The following is a 20,051-nucleotide window of genomic DNA, read 5'->3' as shown; positions in this document are numbered from 1 at the left end:
AGTGGCTAATCCAATCAATGAATTTATTGGAATAATGAGAGAAGAAGGTAAATTTCATAATGAACCTTCTTTTTTTATTGGAATAATAGTAAATAAATTGCCTGATTTAAAAGTATCAATGAACAATATAATTTTAGATAAAGACAATTTACTTATAGACTGTTGGTTGTTTGATAGAGCAACAAAGGATTTTATAACAAAACAGTTTGATAATCATACCCATGAATTGAAGGAACCACTTACTAGCCAACTCAATAAAGGAGATACAGTAATAATGTTTAAAGTTGGAGAAAAATTTGCAATAGTAAGTAAGTTGGTGAGTTTATAATGTCTAATATAATATTTCCATTTATAGGTGTTCCAGAGGATTATGAAATCCCTAAAAAAGAAGAATTAGGGTTATTCCGTGAGGTAGCATGGGACTTTGAAAAAGATGAACCAATATTAGAAAATGGTGATTTTAAGACTGTTGAAAAAAATGAGGCCATAAGAGTTTGGGTTTATAAATGTATAAAAACAAATAAATACGAACATGAAATTTACTCAGATGATTATGGAACTGAATTGACTGATTTAATAGGACAAAAGTACAGCAAAGGCCTTACAGAAAGTGAAGCATCCAGATATATAAAAGAAGCTTTATTGATGAATCCATACATTTTACAAGTAAATGTAGTAAACACTAACTTTAAAAAAGATATATTAAGTGCAGATATAAAAATATCCACTATCTATGGGGAGGTGGAAATAAATGTATAGTGAACAAACCTATGAAGTAATAAAGAATAGAACTCTTAAAAATATAAATCTAGATGTTTATAAAGGAGAAGGCTCTTTTTTAAATGGTATGGTTTCTGGAAATAACTTTGAACTTGCTAAAATGTATGTTGAACTTTCTAATATACATAAAATGGCCTTTATTGAAGATACTTATGACCAATTACTAGATAAAAGAGTAAATGAGTTTGGTGTATATAGAAAACTTGGTAGTGAAGCTACTGGGGAAGTTGAGTTTATAGGAGATAATGGTGTAGAAATAGCAAATGGAACAATTATCTCTTATAAAGATTTATTATTTGTAGTAATAAAGGATGTTGTAATTGGTGATGAAGAAGGGAATATAAGTCCAGTTCAAGCATTAGAAATTGGAACTAAATATAATCTACCATCTGACTGTGAATTTAAGTTAAATGATACTATATTTGGGGTTGAAAAGATAACAAATATAAATAAATTTTCAGGTGGCACAGAAATTGAAACTGATGAAGAATTGAGAGAAAGATTTTTCAAAATACAAAAGAATCAAGCAACAAGTGGAAATAAAGCTCATTATGAAGAATGGGCTTTAGAGGTTGATGGTGTATATAATGCAAAGGTATATCCAAGATGGAATGGTGCTGGAACGGTTAAAGTTCTTCTATTTGGTCAAAATAATCAGTCTGTTGAAGAAGAAATAATAAATAAATGTAGAGAACATATTGAAGAAGAAATGCCAATAGGGCCAACCCTAACAGTAACTACTCCAGTACCTCTAAATATAAGTATAAGTGCTTCTATGGAATTAGAAGGTGGATACACTTTGGATATGGTAAAAAATAGCTTTTTGGAAAATATAAATCAATATTTTAGAACCATAACTGGAGAAATTGTTTATACAAAAATTTTGGGTATTTTAATAAGTACTTCTGGAGTCCATGATTTAAGTAATTTACTTGTAAATAATTCAACAGATAACATAGAAATTGAGGATGATAAAATACCTAGTGTTACAACTTTAAATTTTAGTGAGGTGGAAGTTTTATGAAATTAATTGATAAACTTCCATCATTTTATAAAAATTATATAGTTGAAGCAATACAAAACTCTTATGATGCTGAATTATCTTTATTGAAGGAAAATATTGATGATACTATAAATCAAATGTTTGTTGATACATCCACATGGGGTCTTGATATGTGGGAACAAATACTTTGTATTCAAAATAATGAAGATTTAAATTATGAAACTAGAAGAAGTAACATAAAAGCCAAAATACGAAGTTTAGGAACAACTAAAATAAAGGTTATAAAAAACATCTGTGAGGCCTATACAAAGACTAATGTTGAAGTAGAAGTTCTTAGCAATGAATTTATATTTATACTAGAATTTGTAGTTAATAATTGTAGTTATAATTCAATTGTAGAGTTGGATAAAGTATTAGAAAATGTAAAGCCATGTCATTTAGAACATAGGTTTAAAATGATTTTGTTGAATAAAAATGAATTATTTTGTGGAACTGCTGTAAATACAGGAGAAACAGTTACTGTATATCCATGGACACCATCAAACATAGATATATTTGGAGAAATAAGTATTACTACAGGAAATGATAGAAGTATGGAAAAAGTAATATTATATCCTAAACAGGAGGCGATATAAATTGGCAGAGCAAAAATACTATACTATTTTGACTAAAGCAGGTAAAGCATCCATTGCAAATGCTACTGCTCTTGGCAAGAAAGTAGATTTAGTGAAGTTACAACTTGGAGATAGTGGCGGAAATGAATACAATCCAACAGAGGAACAAACATCTCTTAAAAAGGTTGTTTGGGAAGGTGATATAAGTAATGTAAAAATAGATGATGAAAATTCTAATTGGATAGTTATAGAAACTGTAATACCAGGTAGTATTGGTGGATTTATGATAAGGGAAGTTGGGATATTTGATTCAGATAATAAGCTTATAGCTGTATCTAAATATCCAGAGACTTATAAACCAACTGCTGATTCTGGAAGTGTAAAAGATTTAATTATAAGAATTATTTTGGTAGTTTCTAATACATCAAGTGTAAATTTAAAGGTTGACCCAACTGTTATTTTAGCAACTTTAAAAGACATACAAGAATTAGATAAAAAAATAGATATAACTAAAATATCTTTGACAGATGATATAGAAACTACTAAAACAGAGTTAAATACTAAAATTGATGATAATAAGACAGAAATTAATAGTGAAATAGGAGATACAACACTACTCAATACGACAGACAAAACAAATCTTGTAAATGCAGTAAATGAGGTAAAACAAGGACTTGATAGTATAGAAACAACAGCAGAGAAAACAAGTTATGATAATACAGTAAGTAAACTTAATTCTACTAATGTCCAAGGGGCAATAGATGAGTTATGTGTTAGTGTAAATACTGCTAGAGTTAGTTTAATAAATGATATAAAAGATATGTTACCAATTTAAAGTTTATAGCTTTAAAGAAGTAAAAATTAGTACTATGTCAAAATGGTTAGTAGGAGAAATAATTACCATGTTAGTAGGATTCTTTGTCTTTGCAATTCAAGCAAGGTTATTTTAATGTGAGGAAGATATATGGATAATTTAATGAACTTTATACCAGAGCAGTTACTAATCTTAGTAGCTGCTCTTTATATTATAGGAGAAGGTTGTAAAAGATATAAACAACTAAATAATAAATATATTCCAATTGTGTTATTGGCACTTGGAATATGTTTTTCAATATGGATACTAGGATTAAATGCTAGTGCAGTACTACAAGGAGTGATTTGCTGGGGAGTTGCAATAGGCTTAAACCAAACTTACAAACAATTTAGGGATGGTGATAAATAGTATGAAAGTTGCAATAGTATCAGGACATACACTGTCAGGAAAGGAACAGTTGGATATATATACGAAGGAAAAGAAAACAGAATCCTAATAGACCTAATAGTAAAATGGCTAAAACTAGGAGGAGCAACAACATATATTGGTAAAATTGAAAAAATGAACAAATATAAAAGAGGTAGCATTAAATGCTACCTCTTTTTATAATTAAACTATAAAATTATTGTCTGTTAACTAAAATAGCTATCTTAGCATCTGGATTATAACTTATTTGAACCATTTGATTTTTCTTAATATGTTCAAGGTCTTCACCACCATAAGCAATTTGTAATTTAACTGGTAATTTACCTTGTTTTATGATAGCAACATACTCTTTTTTACCTTTTTTCTCTAAACTAATCAAATTGCCAACATAAGGTTTAAAGTTTTGATACTTTTTACTAGAATTTCTTATGTAGAAGAAAGCACCAACAGCAATAACTAAATTTATGCCAAGTGTAACCCAAGAATTGATTTTCAGCATAGCTCCAGCGATTATTATCACGAACATTAAAACGATAGGTAATATAGCCTTCTTAAGAAGTAATTTACCCATTATTTCATTAGCCTTTTTCTCAGGGCCACTCATAGTTTTTGATCTAGCAAATGATTGCGCGAATTTGTCTTTTAAGCCCATTTTATCCTCCTAATTTTAATAAATATTTAGTTATAATAACGAGAGATTACTTGAAACTAAAAATTTACTACATTTATATTATGTTTGACTTTTGTATAAATAATTACATTCAAGTAAAGCAAAATATACTAATTATTTTATCATAAAACTATAAAAAAGAAAATAAATGAAATAAAAATATTAGAGCAAAGAAATGATGTAAAATCGTATCAAAAGCAACATAAAAATTATTCATCTATTTTTTTATCTTTATTTTTATTATACTCAGTTTTTTCAAAGTCTTTCTCTTTTTCATATTCATGAAGTTTTAATTCAATCATACCTTCTATTTTTGCTCTATCATAATCACTTAGTTTTCTAAAGTTTTTTAAAAGTTTTATTTCATCAGAACTTATGCTATTAAATGGATAGTTTGGTGAGGAATCGCAAATTAAATTTGATTCTTGTGATATATTATCTCCATTTAATAGCCAGTCTACAGAAACATTAAATATATCAGCTATGGATTTTAATATCTCATAATTTGGTTTTCTAATATTTCTTTCAAATTTACTCAAATTATCACAGTTTAACATTTCTTCTAATTCATATTGCTTAAGTTTTTTTGTTTTTCTTAAATAAACAATTCTTTCTCCTAAAGTATCCATAAACACTCTCCATTCAATTAATGTCAGAAAGACTTTTTAAAATATAAATAGTTGCAAAATTAAGGTCAAAATGACATAAAAATATTGACTTAAGGTCAAAGTGACCTTATAATTAATTTAATGATACGAAATTACATCCTAATTTTAGCACAAAGTAATCAAAAAATCTTATTTAGTATTAAATAAATTCATGTACTTAATATTTGTACATATTTAAAAAATATACTAAACAGAGGGAGGTGTATAAATTTAATAATAAAATTAAATATAAATCCACTTAGAAAGGAAACTTGATTAAATGGATACTCGAAAAAAATGGATACCTTTTTTGGGAATACAGGTCAAGCAAAGGCTTATTGAATTAAACATGACTCAAAGAGAATTAGCAAAAAAAGTCGGTGTTAATGAAAACTATTTGTCAGCTATTTTAAATGGCAGAAGAACAGGAAAAAAATATAAATCATCAATTTATCAATTGCTTAATATAGAATATTCAGAAGAAGATTAATATTAATAACTAATATATGAAGAAGGGGCATATTATTATGTGTAAATTAGATTCAGAAGGGGTAATAGAGTGCTGTAGAGCAATTGATGATTTTATTACAGCTCTCAATGGTGTACGAAGTTTAAACATGGAAAAACTGGATATTTTAACTAAATATTCTACTTCATGTTCAATCCTTCTTAGAGAGGAAAATTACAAAGGATGTACAATTGTATATAAAAAGATGTTGGAAGAATTAAAGACATAAATAATATATTAATTAGAGATAGAAAGAATTACATAGTGAGATAGAATATTTTTAAAAACATATAAAAAACATATAAACTAAAATATGGATATGTTAATCTAACTACAATAAATGTGTTTGTAATTAAATTATAGTTTATTTGAGCAACTTAATATCCATATTTTAGTTGTCAATTTAGCACAAAAAAAGAATCTTTATAAATGATGTAAATTCGTATCAAGTTATGTATGTTTAAACTGGTTTATCGTTACTATCAGAAGGAGAATGTTTTTCTAATTCATTATATTCAGATATCTTAAACTCTAGCATTCCTTCTATTTTTATTTTATCACGTTCATTCAATTGCCTATAGAGATTTAATATCATCATTTCGTCATCAGTTACATGTAGATTATACAAATAATCTTCCTTATTTTCTTCAACACTATTATTGGAGTTTACTTTTTCTTTTCCATATAGAAGCCAGTCAGTGCTAACATCAAAATAATCAGCTATTGACATTAATATATCGCAATTAGGCTTCCTACCTCCAGTTTCAAACTTACCTAAGTTTTCAAATTTTAAAATATCCATAAGTTTACGCTGGGTAAGTTTTCTGGAGTTTCTCAAATAAGCAATTCTTTTTCCTAAAGTATCCATGAACACACTCCTTTCTTTTCATAAATAAAAGTCTAAATGACATTAAAAATCGAGATATATTCCTTTTGTTCTATAAAATTACTAAAATAAAGTCTAAATGACATTTTGCTTAAATTAATATACTCATACTATGATTTTAACATATTATAATTGAAAATATATGGTTTATTTTGATTTATAGATATCTTTTAATAGGCAAAAGTAGATATTGAAAATAAAGTAGTTTTAATAATATATTTTATAGATTACTTTTAAAGTATACTTGGATATGAAAATATAATTTTCTAATAATGAAGAATATATAAAAATTATATTAAGAATAGATATTAGGAAGAGAATAGTATTATATTGTAGTTTATATTAGTTAAAGATAAAGAATTTCAAATATTTAAAATATAGCATAAGCTTACAATATAATACTATTGGACTTGTTTATCTAGTTTTGTTTTCTTTATAGAATAACAATATTATGAATGCAAGTAAATTTACACAAAAAACTGTTATATACATCTGTCTAAATCCTAAATTTAGAGTAGATTGTAGTGTATTTTCTATTTTTATTTTATTGTTTTCTATAGAATTTATATAATCGAGTTTTGACTTATTAAAAGCTTTTGGTATTTCATCTTTTACTTCCTGTGTCTTTGCTAGAACTAATTGAAGCGATTTTTTTTGTTGCTCCATTGTGTCAAAACCTTTTTCCATGTCTTGTTTTTTATTCATGGAATCATTTAATTTTGTCTGAAGTTCTTTCTTTTGAGATTCCATGTTTTTAAGTTTTTTACCTAATTGTTTTCTTTGAGACTTAGTTTTTTGTAATTTGGTATTTAACTCAGCTCTTGCTTTTTTAAGTTGTTGTATTTGAGCATCTAGAGCTTCTTTTTTTTCATTTAAATTTGGTTTATTCTCACTAGAATTATTATTTTTATTTTCTGTAGAATCATTTTTATTACTGTTTGAGTCAGAATTACTAGTGTTATTTTGTTCTTGATTATTTGATGAATTTTCGTTATCAGGAGGAGTAGTACCTTGTGGTATTGTAGGTATTTTATTATAAGCAAGTGTCATTTCATTTATAGCTTTATCTTGTTTTTTTATACCTTGTTCCATACCTTTTATGCCTTTATCAGTTCCAGCGATACCTTTTTTTATTCCAGCTATTCCTTGATTAATACCAGTTCTAGCTTTTACCATATTGTCAATACCAGTTTGAATTCCTTTGATGCCACTGTTTAGTTTGTTTTCACCTTTCTCAATACCATTTATTCCACTTTGAGTACCATCTATTCCTTTTTGAACATTTGATTCTATTTTTGTAATTACAGAAGGAACTTTTTCATCAAACATTGTTGTTGATATTTCTTTTGTGATGTTGGTAATATTGGTTGTATCTGCTGATTGAACTTTGTCTAGTAAGTATTTTGGTAGTTTGCCATCTGTCATATCCATATTAATACTTGATGAATCGTTCATATTTGGTATAGAAATATTTTTTAAATTCTTAGCCATTTCTGGGTCTGACTTTAAATCATCTATCATAGTTTCAAGTTCTTCAAGTTGAACTATTTTAGGTGTTGATGGCTTACCAACTATATCCATAATATTATCCTGTACAGATAATCCCGCATGTGCTATAAATCCAATCATTATTGCAGGCGAAATTGAAGTTCCAATTGAGCGTATCAGAGATAGTGTTGCAAGTGCAGAATTAGATTCTTCTATTTTTGTATTTGAAAGCATCATGTAATTTAAAGGTGTTCCCATAGTAAATCCCATTCCTAATCCCATAAATATTAGACTTACACATACACTAAATACTGTATTGGTTTTTAGTGCAATTAAAACTAGATAAAGAGAGCCTATCATAGATACTGAAAATCCAAGTAATAGTATCTTTTTTGCACCAAATTTATCGATAAGTCTTCCACTCAGAGGGGCAGCGATACCTGCAAATAATCCTAATATGGCAACAAAATATCCACCAGAACCAGCATTTATTTTTAATGCATTTTCAGCATATTGTGGAACAAATACCATACCCATCATTCCAATGCCAACAATTAAAGATAGAATGAGTACTATTAGTATTCTTGGATTTAAAAAATATTCGAAATTCAAAATAGGGTCTTTAGCTTTATTTTCAACAAATATAAAAATAGGTATAAGTATTATAAATGTCAATAAATAAGGATAAACTGATGTATCTTGTATAGAATTTTTAAAATTAAAAAAGTCTATATTCATAAGACCATATAACAAAGATACTATTATACATATCAACATTAATGTTCCTAATTTATCTATTTTCTCTGTAGATGGAGACTTATTATTTTTAATAAATAGTATTCCTCCAATAATTATAACCAAGCATATTGGAAGATTAACAAAAAACAACCATTTCCAATTTTGAGTTCCAAATATACTTAGTATTGTACTACCTATACTTGAGCCTAAAATATTTGCAATACCATAGGTTGCTCCAACTAAACCTAAAGCCATGCCTCTTTTGTTTTCTGGGAAAGTGGTTCCAAATTCTGCTGTAGCAATTGGCATAATTCCGCCTCCACCAATAGCTTGTATAACACGGCCAATTAGTAAAATATAAAAGTTGGAAAATAATGATGATAATCCACAGATTAATGAACCACTACCAAATAGAAATATACTAACTAAATATACATATTTTCTTCCTATTTTATCTGCTAATTTACCAGAGATAGGGATTACAGACGCATATGTTAGTGTATATATAGTAATCATCCAAATTCCTGTTTTTTCATTTACACCTAGGCTATTTTGTATAATTGTTCTTGCTGGTGATACTATTCCAGTATCAATAGCTCCCATAAATATACCTAGAAGATAGAGAGTGAGTACTAAAAATAACTTTGGATTATTATCTTTGCTTTGAACACTAGTATTAGAATTCAAGGTAAACACCACCTTAATGTATTAATTTTTCAATATATGGCTTTAAATCTTCAAATTCTATATGAAGATATGTTGAGTATGAAAAAAACATTTTGATTATGATATTACATACTAATTTATCATTATTAAAGAAATTTTCTTGTTCTAAAGCTTCATATACTTTATTTGAAAGTTGCTCATGAAAATCATTTTTATGTTTTTTCATTTCGATAAATCTTTCCACTCCAAAAGTATCTAAAAAATCATCATATTGAATATTATGAACCTTGTTTATAAAATTTCTTATTTCTGTAAAGATAATATTTAGTTTTTCAATGTAATTATCACTATTTTTATTAGAGTATTCAATTCGCCTTATCAATAAATCCCATTCTGATTTTGTAATATATTCTATTATTTCTTGTTTTGATTTGAAGTAATTATATACTGTACCTGCGCTTATACCACACCTTTGAGCTATTTTTCTTATACTAATATTTGAGTAATCTTCTTCCAAAATCATATCTCGAGACACTTTTAGTATATCTTCCTTAACGTTTTCTAAAATCTTAGGCATATGACCACCTCTTCTATTAAAATTATTATGAACACTGTTTATTATAAACCTTTAAAATTTATTAATCAATATGAAAGCTATAATGTATAATATTAATATATAGATATGATGTAAAATAAATGTCTTATTATATAAGTATTTAATCTAATTAAATTTATATTTTTTATATTTAAACAGGAATATGTACTAAAATTATGTAATATTAGATTTTTCTTTTTAATAAGTTAATAATATTATTATATGATAAGGAGAGTAAAATGATGGAAAAGAAGTATGTAATGGCACTAGACCAAGGAACAACTAGTTCAAGAGCTATATTATTTAATAAAAAAGGTGAAATAGTAAAAATTGCGCAAAAGGAATTTAAACAGATTTATCCAAAAGCTGGCTGGGTAGAACATGACCCTATGGAAATATGGGGTTCACAAAGTGGGGTAATGAGAGAGGTCATAGAAACAGCAGGTATAAGACCAGAAGAAATTGCTTCAATAGGTATAACTAATCAAAGAGAGACTACCATTGTTTGGAGTAGGTATACTGGGAAACCGATTTATAACGCAATAGTATGGCAATGTAGAAGAACATCAGAAATCTGTGATGTACTCAAAAGTAAAGGATTAGAGGAATCGATAAAGGAAAAAACGGGTCTTTTGATAGATGCATACTTTTCAGCAACAAAAATAAAGTGGATACTAGATAATGTAGAAGGTGCTAGAGAAAAAGCAGAACAAGGCGAATTATTATTTGGTACTATAGATACATGGTTAATATGGAACTTAACGCGTGGAAAAGTACATATAACAGATTATTCAAATGCATCTAGAACGATGATGTACAATATAAATAACTTAGAGTGGGATAAAGACATACTACGAGAACTAGATATACCAATAAGTATGTTACCAGTAGTAAAACCTTCTAGCTATGTCTATGGTCATACAGATGAACGTATGCTATCAGGAGCTAAAATACCTATTGCTGGATGCGCAGGAGACCAACAAGCAGCCTTGTTTGGTCAAAATTGTATTGAAGAAGGTACTGCAAAAAATACTTATGGAACAGGTTGCTTTCTACTTATGAACACAGGTAACAATATAGTTAAATCTAAACATGGTTTGCTTACAACAATTGCTTGGGGTGTTGATGGAAAAGTAACTTATGCATTAGAAGGAAGTATATTTATTGGAGGGGCATCTATCCAATGGCTTAGAGATGAACTTAAAATGATTGAATCTGCAAGCGATAGTGAAATTTATGCAAATAGAGTAGAAGATACTAATGGTGTGTATGTAGTACCTGCATTTACAGGTCTTGGTGCTCCATATTGGGATATGTATGCTAGAGGGTCAATATTGGGTATTACAAGAGGTGCAAAAAAAGAGCATATAATTAGAGCAACATTGGAATCAATTGCGTACCAAACAAAAGATGTATTAGAAGCAATGCAACACGATTCAAAATTAAAATTAAAGTCATTAAAGGTTGATGGAGGAGCAAGTAATAATAATTTCTTAATGCAATTCCAGTCAGATATACTAAATGTAGATATAGATAGACCTAAAATAGTAGAAACTACAGCTTTGGGAGCTGCTTATTTAGCAGGATTGTGTGTAGGATTCTATATTGGAAGAAATGAAATTACATCAAAATGGTCAGTCGAAAAAGAGTTTAATCCAAATATGAGTGAAGAGAAGAGAAGTAGATTATATAAAGGTTGGAAGAAAGCTGTGTCAAGAGCTTTAAGTTGGGAAAAAGAAGATGAGCAAGACCTTTAAAGGTTAGATGCATTTGAATTTAAAAGTAGGGCTTTTGTAAAGCTCTACTTTTTTATTTTTACTTTTTTATTCTCAAATTTATATTTTTGTATAGTTGTAACCAAGTAGTATAATCTATTTTTCATTTTCGTATAAAAACATTGGTATAGAATTATAAATATGCTGGTCTCCAACAACCAAAAGAATATCTCCTTCTAAAAATTCAATATATGGACCAGGAGAGATTATAAGTTCCTCACCTCTTTTAATTGCAACGATTGTAGCCCCTGTATTTTGCCAAAACTTAGTTTGTGCAGCTGTTTGGCCAATGTACTTACAATTAGAATTTATTGTGAACTGAACGGGCACTAAGGGGTTTATTATTTCGAGTCTATTAGAATAATCTATAATTTTATTTATAGTATCTAAGATTTCATTTTCTAGATTTGATTTAGTATCTATTAAATTGTAAAGTGTTGATTTATATGATGATATATTTGTAATGTCTCTATATTTTTTTATAAAAGAAGAAGCTTTGCCTGGTGATAATACAATAACACCTTTACCTTTTATGCTTTTAACAACACCAATATCTTCTAAAATTTTAACAGCTCTCCTTATAGTTTCTGGTGATACGTTGTATTTACCAGCCAAAACAGAGCGTCCAAACAATACTGAATCTTCCTGTATTTCACCTGTATATATTTTATTTGCAATATCCAAAGCTATCTTTTGGTATATTGGCATAGTATAGTTTTTTTCCATTGTTTTTCCTCCAATATAAAATTTATGTTAAAAAATATATAATCTTAATAATACTATTGTATAATTTATAAATTTATATGTCTACATTATGTACAAATATTGTCGTTTTTTTAAAATAATATTTTAACGTGCATTTAGTATACATATTTTTATTTTGCTCTTCAAAGTATGTAATGAAGTATTTAAGGGAATGTAAAGACATTCTATGGAGAAAAATAAATAATTATATAGATGAAATAAACAAATGAATGAAAAAAAACACTTCTGTCTTGCATATAAAGTTATTAAAATTGAAAAATGCTTTAAAAATGAAAGTCAAAAGCTATAATTTATCTATAAATAATTAATTATTAACTAAAAAATAGGAAAAATGTTTTTTGAAAAAGAACTACAAATGAATGTCGATTTAAAATAATTGCAAAAAAATTCCTTAAATGGTAAAATTATATTAATTAAATGTATTGAAATAGTTGGAAAAATAAAAATGCATACAAGTAATAAAATATTTCATGCAATATATATAATAAACAAAATTTAAAAATTAAAACTACTTATTCTATCAAAATGTTAGCAAGGGGGGTCATAAATTGTATAAAGTAGATTTAAATAGCGATTTAGGAGAAAGTTTTGGAACATATAAGATTGGTTTAGATGAAGAAGTCTTAAAATATATTTCATCAGCTAATATAGCCTGTGGATTTCATGCAGGAGATCCTAGTCACATGGATAAAACAGTAAAACTTGCCAAAGAAAATGGAGTTAAAATAGGAGCACATCCAGGTTTTTTAGATTTAATAGGATTTGGAAGACGTGAGATGAAAATAACAAAACAAGAAGCTAAAGATTATACAAAGTATCAATTGGGAGCATTAATGGCATTTGCAAGTTCAAATGGATGTAATATACAGCATGTAAAGCCACATGGAGCTTTATACAATATGGCTGCAAAAGATAAAAATTTAGCCATGGCTATTTGTGAAGCTATATATGAAGTTAATAAAGATATTACTTTGTTAGGGCTATATAATAGTGAAATGATAAGTTCAGCTAAAGAGATTGGACTTAAGTTTGCAAATGAAGTATTTGCAGATAGAGCCTATGATAGCAACGGTTTTTTGGTTCCAAGAAATGTAGAAGGAGCCGTTATACATGATACAGAAACTGCAATAGATAGAGTTGTTAAGATGGTAAAAGAAGGAACAGTGGAAACTATAACTGGTGAAATTATACATATTAAAGCAGACTCTATATGTGTGCATGGAGACAATCCAAAGGCAATAGAGTTTGTTAAAGAAATAAGAAAACGTTTTGAATTAGAAAGTATAGAAGTTTGTCCATTAGAAAATATGGAAGTTTGTTCATCAGAGGACATATTGTAAGGTTGATAATATGAGGGGGAAATAAAATATGAGTACAAAAAATATTACTGATAAAGAAAAAGGTAAAAAAGACGTTGGGGCACTTATAGGAGCCGCATTTATAATGGCAACATCAGCAATTGGGCCAGGGTTTTTAACTCAGACAGCACAGTTTACTCAAGATTTTGGGCCAAGTTTTTCATTTGTAGTATTAATTACAACTATCCTTTTTATAGGAGCTCAAGTAAATGTATGGAGAGTAATTGGTGTATCAGGGCTTAGAGGTCAAGATATAGCAAATAAAATAGTACCTGGCTTGGGTTACTTTGTAGCTTTTTTAGTAGGCCTTGGTGGATTAGCTTTTAATATAGGAAATGTTGGTGGAGCTGCACTTGGTATGAATGTAATGTTTAATATGAATATGACATTAGGAACTATATTAAGTGGGTTAATAGCAATATTTGTATTTATGTCAAAGAATTCAAATTCTTTAGTAGATAAGATAACTAAGTTTTTAGCATTAGGCATGATAATTATAGTTGGATATGTAGCAATATCAAATCATCCTCCTGTTGGAGAAGCAGTTTATAGAATGGTAAAACCAGAAAATCCAAAGACATTGATATTTCCAATAATAACTCTACTTGGAGGAAGTGTTGGAGGATATATAACATTTGCTGGAGGACATAGATTAATAGATGCTGGAATAACAGGTGAAGAAAATATAAAAGAAATAACTAAATCATCTCTTTTAGGGATATTGGTTGCAACTATGATGAGGGTACTTCTATTTTTAGCAATATTAGCAGTAGTTTCAAAAGGGCTTCAACTTGACCCAGAAAATCCAGCAGCTTCAGCTTTCAAGTTTAGTGCAGGAGCGATAGGATATAAATTCTTTGGGCTTGTATTATGGTCTGCTGCAATTACATCAGTTATAGGAGCTGCTTATACATCAGTTTCCTTCTTAAAGACGCTAAATCCTTTTATAGCAAAAAATGAAAAGTACTTTATAATAGCATTTATAGCTATATCAACACTTATAATGGCATTTATAGGTAAACCAGCAACTCTATTAATTTTAGCAGGTGCTTTAAATGGTTTAATACTTCCAATAACTTTAGGAATAATGCTTATAGCATCTAAGAGAAAAGATATTGTTGGTGATTATAAACATCCTACATGGCTTTTGATATTTGGATTAATAGTAGTTTTAATATCTGCTTATGCAGGAATAACTTCTCTTAGTAGTCTAAGTACTTTATTTGCTTAATTTAGAAGAGGTGACATTTATGGAAACTAGATACTTGCTATCAGGAGACAAAGCAGTAGTTGCTGAATTTGGAAATGAGATATCAGAAGATATAAATAAAAAAGTAATTTCGTTTATGAGAGCGATAGAAATATCAAATCTTAAAGGTATTGTTACAGAAATGGTGCCAACATACAGGTCACTTATGATAAGTTACAATCCCTTGAAAATAGATTTTGATAGTTTAATTGAGAGTTTAAAAAAAATAGAAAATAATTTAGAAAGTATAGAGCTACCAAAACCTAAAATGCATGAAATTCCAGTATGTTATGATAAGGTATTTGGTATAGATATTGAAACTGTTGCAAGCTACAATAATCTGACTGTAGATGAAGTCATAAATATACACACAGGCAGAGAGTATTTAATATATATGTTAGGATTTACTCCTGGATTTCCATATCTAGGTGGAATGGATGAAAGAATAGCTACACCTAGATTAGAAGTACCAAGAACTAAAATTTACGGTGGAAGTGTGGGAATAGCTGGTTCTCAGACAGGTGTATATCCTATAGATAGCCCTGGTGGATGGCAAATAATTGGGAGAACACCTTTAAAACTATATGATGAAAATAGAGAAGAGCAAATTTTACTTCGAGCTGGAGATTTTATAAAGTTTGTTCCAATAACTTTAGATGAATTTATAGAAATTGAAAAAAATAATTTAAGTGTTTAAAAATAGTGATAATGCAGGGAGTGGTATATATGGGATTTAAAGTAGAATTAGGAGGTTTCCAAACATTAATACAAGACAGAGGTAGAGTTGGATATGGACAATATGGTGTATCTGGGTGTGGAGCAATGGACGAATATGCACATAGAGTAGGAAATATATTAGTTGGAAATTCTGAAGATGAAGCTTCTTTGGAGGTTCTAATGTTAGGTCCTACAATTACCTTTGATGAATATACACAAATAGCAGTAACTGGCGGAGATTTAGGAGCTAGAATAAATGGAAAAGAGATTCAAAATTGGAGGTCATATCAAATAAATCCTGGTGACATATTATCATTTAGAGGTGTAAAATCAGGAGCTAGAGCATATGTATCAATAGCTGGTGGAATAGATGTGCCACTTGCAATGGGAAGTAAATCAACTTATACAAGAGCTAAGATTGGTGGATTTGAAGGTAGAGCACTTAAAAAAGGCGATTATATAAATACTTTTGCTCAGGAAAAAGATTTTACAATAAATAAAAAATTAAATTCAAAATATATTCCAAATTATAGTTCAGAAATAGTACTGAGAATTGTAAAAGGCCCTCAATTTGATGCTTTTTCTAAAGATGAAGTAGAAAAATTCTTATCAAATGAATACAAAGTTACAAATGAAATAGATAGAATGGGTTGTAGACTAGATGGAGAGAGTATAAAGCACCTTAATGGAGCAGATATTATCTCTGATGGTATTTCTTATGGAGCTATACAAGTACCTGGACATGGGAAACCTATTATAATGCTATCAGATAGACAGACTAGTGGTGGCTATACTAAAATAGGGAATGTTATAAGTGTAGATTTATATAAGTTGTCACAAGCAAAACCAAATGATGTAGTAAAGTTTGAGTTTGTAGATATATATGAAGCTCATAGATTATTGAGAGAACAAGAAGATAAGATTCAAGATATATATAAAAGTATGAAAAATATAAGAGTTGTTAAAGCCAAAGTATTAAATGATATAGCGGTTTAATTTAAATTTAATTAATATTAATTTTTGTTACAATTTAAAATACAATTTAGAAATAGCTATTTACTATTTGCCATTATTAAAATGGTTTGAATTAGTCAAATAGCTATTTTTATTTGAGTAGATACATTAATTTTAAAAGAGCTTACGTTTTGGTTCTATGTATTAAACATTTTAAGTATTAAACAATTGTATTATAGATATTTACTTGGACTTTATCGGCCAAATGGGAGGTGATATAACACCATATCCACGAGCTATTGTATCTTTACTTGGATTGATGATTTTATGAGGTACATTGGCTTTTATAAATGTTGAGTCCCCTGGATTTAATCTTACTATTTTTTCACCCATACAAATATCAACTATACCACTTGTTACTACCATGATTTCCTCTGATGCATGATAGATACAATCTTTAGCATCTTCACTTTCTGGATTAAGTTCAAATTCTACAAGTAAAATTGAAGGTGCAAAATCAGCTGTTGGCATTGGAGATACTATCTCATAAAACATTTCACTTTTTGGAAACTTCATCATAACTCTATCTTCTTTTCTGATGACTAAATCATCAGTATTATTATCATCCATAAACATATATAAAGGAGTATCTAAAACTTCAGCGATTTTTCTTAATGAAGACAGGGATGGTTCGATAGCATCTCTTTCGATTTGAGATATATAACTTATAGATAAGTCTGTCAATTTGGAAACATCACTTAGTGTTTTTTTCTTGTTTTTTCTTATATTTCTCATTTTTTCCCCTAGCATAAGAACCTCCAAATAATAAAATTTATACAAAATATTCGATTAAAACAAAGTAATTATAGCATAACATAGAAGTAGTAGCAAGAAAGATGCATGGAAGATTTTAAGAATTAGCAATTAGTGAGATGCAAATAAAATCTTATAAAAATAAATTATTGATGAATTAATATAATGCAGAAGAATTTAATTTATGATTATTAATTTAAAGGGTGGTATTGTAGAATATTTTAGAAAAAAGTAAATTTTCAGTAAATTATATTGACAGAAGTATTGAAGTAATAATATAATTTGAAGTGTAAAAGTAAAAAAATTAAATTATTACTTCAAAAATAAGGAGGTTAACATGAAAATAACAGATATTAAATTTGAGAAATTAAGAATTAAATTAAGAAAGCCTGTTGTAGTTTCGTTTGGAACAATTGAATATGGAGAGAGCATAATCTTAAAAATTGAGACTGATGAAGGTTACTATGGATTTGGAGAAGCTGCTCCTCTTGCAGCAGTTACAGGTGAAGCTTTAGATACTGTACTTTCTATATTAATTATGTTTAAGAAGGAACTTATAGGTAAAGACCCATTGGATATTGAAACTATACATACAATTATGGATGGAATCATAATAGGTAATACTTCTGCTAAAGCAGCAATTGATATAGCTTTGTATGACCTTAAAGGTAAAATTATGAATGTACCTCTTTATAAGGTTCTTGGAGGATATGATAACAAAGTTCAAACAGATGTAACTATAGGTATAGATAAACCAGAGAAAATGGCGGAAGAAGCACTGGGAAGAGTTAGAGAAGGTTTTAGAATATTGAAGCTTAAAGCTGGAATAAGACCTGAAGAAGATATTGAAGCTGTAAAATTAATTAGAGAAGCTGTTGGAGATAATATAAGAATTAGAATAGATGCAAATCAAGGTTGGAATGTAAATAGTAGTATAAATACTATCAAAAAACTAGAAAAATTTGGTGTTGATGCGATTGAACAAGCACTTCCACATTGGGATTTAGATGGAACTGCCTACATAAGAAATAAGAGTAATACCAAGATTATGATAGATGAGTCATTACATTCACCAATAGATGCAATTAAAGCTATAAAGAAAAATGCAGTTGATACGTTTAATATCAAGTTAATGAAATCTGGCGGAATTTATCCTGCAATAAAAATCAACAATATAGCTGAAGCAAGTGGGGTTAATTGTATGTTAGGATGTATGCTTGAAACAAGGATTGGTATAACAGCAGCAGCCAATTTAATAGCATCTAAGAAGAATATAACAGAAGCTGACCTTGATAGTTTTATGTTTTGTGAAGAATTAGAAAGTATATCTGGAGGATTTGAAATGGATGGAGATATTATGAATCTTGTAAATAAACCAGGTTTAGGAATAGAAGTGAACTTATGATGAAATTAGGGGGTTAAATATGAATACACTTTTTTCAAGTACAGGTAGTATACTTGCAATAATGACAGCTATGATTGCATTTGGACTTTACTTACAAAAATATAAAGTAACTAAAAGCTTAGGACCAGCACTTACAATAATCATAATGGGAATAATACTTTCAAATTTAAAAGTAGTTCCAGTAAGTACAGAATTATATGGAACTATTTCTACATATGCTATACCAGTTTCCATGACTATAATGTTGATGAGTGTTGACTTAAAAGAAATGACAAAGCTATCAAGAGAGCCTTTAATAGCAATTTTTGTGGCAGTATTGACAGTAAGCATAATGGCGTTTTTATTTGGATTGGTATTTGCAGGCGAAATATCAGAAGGATGGAAAGTCGCAGGGATGTTTGTAGGTACATATACTGGAGGAAGCGCTAATCTTACAGCTATTGGAACTGGTCTTAATGTAAGTAGGCAGACTCTAGCAGCAGCAAATGCAGCAGATTATGTAATTGGAGTTCCAACATTAATATTTATGTTTGCACTTCCAGCAGTATTAAAAAATTCGAAGAAATTTCAAAAGTTTTGGCCATATCATGTAGAAGAATCGGAATTAGAAGATTGCCAGAACGAAGAATTTATGCAATCAAAAGAGTGGAGTATAAAAGATATTGCTTGGATGTTGGCTATAGGTTTTGTTGTTACAGAGATTGCAACAATACTTTCAGGATATTTTAGTTCAAGTTTTAGTAGTGCAGCAAGAATTCTTTTAGTTACAACAATTTCGATTATAATTGCTCAGTTAAAACCAGTAAAAAAATTAAAGGGTAATTTAGATTTAGGATTATTTGTTGCATTATTCTTTTTATGTACAATAGGATTTTCAGTAGATATAAAAGAGTTTTTAGGTTCAACTTTTACTATAACGTTTTACTGCTTTAGCATAATATTTGCTTCATTTGCCTTCCATCTATTTGTAACTAGAATGTTAAAGATAAAGTACCAATATGTAATACTTTCTATAGTAGGAGCAATTGCTGATGGTCCAACATCAGCTTTAGTAGCTGCTTCAGCAAAATGGAATTCGCTTGTAAGTGTAGCTGTAGTTATGGGGGTAATTGGTGGAGTATTAGGAAATTATGCAGGCATATCGGTGGCATATGCAATAAAAATGTTTCTTGGTCTATAG

General features: G+C 28.6%; 22 protein-coding genes. 15 read left to right on the top strand and 7 right to left on the bottom strand.

Annotation, left to right across the window (positions count from 1 at the left end):
* Position 1 precedes the first annotated feature (1 nt).
* The 6 genes from KGF45_RS05030 to KGF45_RS05005 all read left to right on the top strand — a co-directional run bounded on the left by KGF45_RS05030 (position 2) and on the right by KGF45_RS05005 (position 3,619).
* Positions 2 to 328, top strand: coding sequence for a DUF2577 family protein (locus tag KGF45_RS05030; RefSeq protein ID WP_227841952.1), 327 nt, complete (start codon positions 2 to 4; stop codon positions 326 to 328).
* Positions 328 to 759 carry a DUF2634 domain-containing protein gene (locus KGF45_RS05025; RefSeq protein WP_227841951.1) on the top strand — a complete coding sequence of 144 codons (432 nt, stop codon included), beginning with the start codon at positions 328 to 330 and terminating at the stop codon, positions 757 to 759. Before KGF45_RS05030 ends, KGF45_RS05025 begins: the two co-directional genes overlap by 1 nt.
* The gene (locus KGF45_RS05020; protein ID WP_227841950.1) at positions 752 to 1,804 is read left to right on the top strand and encodes a baseplate J/gp47 family protein; all 1,053 of its coding nucleotides are present in this window, start codon (positions 752 to 754) and stop codon (positions 1,802 to 1,804) included. Before KGF45_RS05025 ends, KGF45_RS05020 begins: the two co-directional genes overlap by 8 nt.
* On the top strand, positions 1,801 to 2,418 hold the full coding sequence (locus tag KGF45_RS05015) for a putative phage tail protein (RefSeq protein ID WP_227841949.1): 618 nt from the start codon (positions 1,801 to 1,803) through the stop codon (positions 2,416 to 2,418). The genes KGF45_RS05020 and KGF45_RS05015 overlap by 4 nt, the downstream gene beginning before the upstream one ends.
* 1 nt (position 2,419) lies before the next feature.
* Positions 2,420 to 3,232: a phage tail protein gene (locus tag KGF45_RS05010; protein WP_227841948.1), complete on the top strand. Its 813-nt coding sequence runs from the start codon at positions 2,420 to 2,422 to the stop codon at positions 3,230 to 3,232.
* A gap of 129 nt (positions 3,233 to 3,361) precedes the next feature.
* Positions 3,362 to 3,619, top strand: coding sequence for a phage holin family protein (locus KGF45_RS05005; protein WP_227841947.1), 258 nt, complete (start codon positions 3,362 to 3,364; stop codon positions 3,617 to 3,619).
* Positions 3,620 to 3,833: 214 nt separating this feature from the next.
* Here KGF45_RS05005 and KGF45_RS05000 read toward each other — a convergent pair whose 3' ends face one another.
* Together KGF45_RS05000 and KGF45_RS04995 are read right to left on the bottom strand one after the other, a co-directional pair.
* Positions 3,834 to 4,289 carry a hypothetical protein gene (locus KGF45_RS05000; RefSeq protein WP_227434279.1) on the bottom strand — a complete coding sequence of 152 codons (456 nt, stop codon included), beginning with the start codon at positions 4,287 to 4,289 and terminating at the stop codon, positions 3,834 to 3,836.
* Between the two features lie 227 nt (positions 4,290 to 4,516).
* Positions 4,517 to 4,936 carry a helix-turn-helix domain-containing protein gene (locus KGF45_RS04995; protein ID WP_227827248.1) on the bottom strand — a complete coding sequence of 140 codons (420 nt, stop codon included), beginning with the start codon at positions 4,934 to 4,936 and terminating at the stop codon, positions 4,517 to 4,519.
* Between the two features lie 298 nt (positions 4,937 to 5,234).
* Between KGF45_RS04995 and KGF45_RS04990 the strand changes: the two genes are divergently transcribed.
* Positions 5,235 to 5,444: a helix-turn-helix transcriptional regulator gene (locus KGF45_RS04990; protein ID WP_227434281.1), complete on the top strand. Its 210-nt coding sequence runs from the start codon at positions 5,235 to 5,237 to the stop codon at positions 5,442 to 5,444.
* 37 nt (positions 5,445 to 5,481) lie between these two features.
* Positions 5,482 to 5,691, top strand: a complete 210-nt coding sequence (locus KGF45_RS04985; RefSeq protein ID WP_227827249.1) for a hypothetical protein — start codon at positions 5,482 to 5,484, stop codon at positions 5,689 to 5,691.
* A gap of 231 nt (positions 5,692 to 5,922) precedes the next feature.
* Here KGF45_RS04985 and KGF45_RS04980 read toward each other — a convergent pair whose 3' ends face one another.
* The 3 genes from KGF45_RS04980 to KGF45_RS04970 form a co-directional block, all read right to left on the bottom strand.
* Positions 5,923 to 6,330: a helix-turn-helix domain-containing protein gene (locus KGF45_RS04980; protein ID WP_227827250.1), complete on the bottom strand. Its 408-nt coding sequence runs from the start codon at positions 6,328 to 6,330 to the stop codon at positions 5,923 to 5,925.
* Between the two features lie 432 nt (positions 6,331 to 6,762).
* Positions 6,763 to 9,261, bottom strand: coding sequence for an MDR family MFS transporter (locus KGF45_RS04975; protein ID WP_255647184.1), 2,499 nt, complete (start codon positions 9,259 to 9,261; stop codon positions 6,763 to 6,765).
* Positions 9,262 to 9,274: 13 nt separating this feature from the next.
* A complete protein-coding gene (locus KGF45_RS04970) occupies positions 9,275 to 9,817 on the bottom strand; it encodes a TetR/AcrR family transcriptional regulator (protein ID WP_227827252.1) in 543 nt (180 codons plus the stop codon).
* Positions 9,818 to 10,077: 260 nt separating this feature from the next.
* Between KGF45_RS04970 and glpK the strand changes: the two genes are divergently transcribed.
* Positions 10,078 to 11,592 (top strand): glycerol kinase GlpK, encoded by a 1,515-nt coding sequence (gene glpK, locus KGF45_RS04965; protein WP_227839535.1) that lies wholly within the window; start codon positions 10,078 to 10,080, stop codon positions 11,590 to 11,592.
* A gap of 114 nt (positions 11,593 to 11,706) precedes the next feature.
* On the opposite strand, the gene KGF45_RS04960 is transcribed toward glpK, so the two are convergent.
* Positions 11,707 to 12,336 carry a TrkA C-terminal domain-containing protein gene (locus KGF45_RS04960; protein WP_227827254.1) on the bottom strand — a complete coding sequence of 210 codons (630 nt, stop codon included), beginning with the start codon at positions 12,334 to 12,336 and terminating at the stop codon, positions 11,707 to 11,709.
* A 587-nt stretch (positions 12,337 to 12,923) separates the two neighbouring features.
* Here KGF45_RS04960 and KGF45_RS04955 point away from each other — a divergent pair.
* The 4 genes from KGF45_RS04955 to KGF45_RS04940 are packed head-to-tail and all read left to right on the top strand — an operon-like array spanning position 12,924 to position 16,695.
* A complete protein-coding gene (locus KGF45_RS04955) occupies positions 12,924 to 13,715 on the top strand; it encodes a LamB/YcsF family protein (RefSeq protein ID WP_227827255.1) in 792 nt (263 codons plus the stop codon).
* 28 nt (positions 13,716 to 13,743) lie between these two features.
* A complete protein-coding gene (locus KGF45_RS04950; protein WP_227827256.1) occupies positions 13,744 to 14,964 on the top strand; it encodes an NRAMP family divalent metal transporter in 1,221 nt (406 codons plus the stop codon).
* A 19-nt stretch (positions 14,965 to 14,983) separates the two neighbouring features.
* The gene (gene pxpB, locus KGF45_RS04945) at positions 14,984 to 15,679 is read left to right on the top strand and encodes a 5-oxoprolinase subunit PxpB (RefSeq protein ID WP_227841946.1); all 696 of its coding nucleotides are present in this window, start codon (positions 14,984 to 14,986) and stop codon (positions 15,677 to 15,679) included.
* Positions 15,680 to 15,708: 29 nt separating this feature from the next.
* Complete coding sequence (locus KGF45_RS04940; RefSeq protein WP_227841945.1) at positions 15,709 to 16,695, top strand: biotin-dependent carboxyltransferase family protein; 987 nt, start codon at positions 15,709 to 15,711, stop codon at positions 16,693 to 16,695.
* Positions 16,696 to 16,896: 201 nt separating this feature from the next.
* On the opposite strand, the gene KGF45_RS04935 is transcribed toward KGF45_RS04940, so the two are convergent.
* Complete coding sequence (locus tag KGF45_RS04935; RefSeq protein ID WP_227841944.1) at positions 16,897 to 17,463, bottom strand: helix-turn-helix domain-containing protein; 567 nt, start codon at positions 17,461 to 17,463, stop codon at positions 16,897 to 16,899.
* A gap of 340 nt (positions 17,464 to 17,803) precedes the next feature.
* Here KGF45_RS04935 and KGF45_RS04930 point away from each other — a divergent pair, with 340 nt between their 5' ends.
* The gene (locus KGF45_RS04930; protein ID WP_227841943.1) at positions 17,804 to 18,871 is read left to right on the top strand and encodes a dipeptide epimerase; all 1,068 of its coding nucleotides are present in this window, start codon (positions 17,804 to 17,806) and stop codon (positions 18,869 to 18,871) included.
* A gap of 19 nt (positions 18,872 to 18,890) precedes the next feature.
* Complete coding sequence (locus KGF45_RS04925; RefSeq protein ID WP_227841942.1) at positions 18,891 to 20,051, top strand: DUF819 family protein; 1,161 nt, start codon at positions 18,891 to 18,893, stop codon at positions 20,049 to 20,051.

Source organism: Clostridioides sp. ZZV14-6154, assembly GCF_020657785.1.
Classification (GTDB): domain Bacteria; phylum Bacillota; class Clostridia; order Peptostreptococcales; family Peptostreptococcaceae; genus Clostridioides.
Note: the sequence above shows the minus strand (reverse complement) of the source record. Positions and strands in the feature narration are given on the sequence as shown.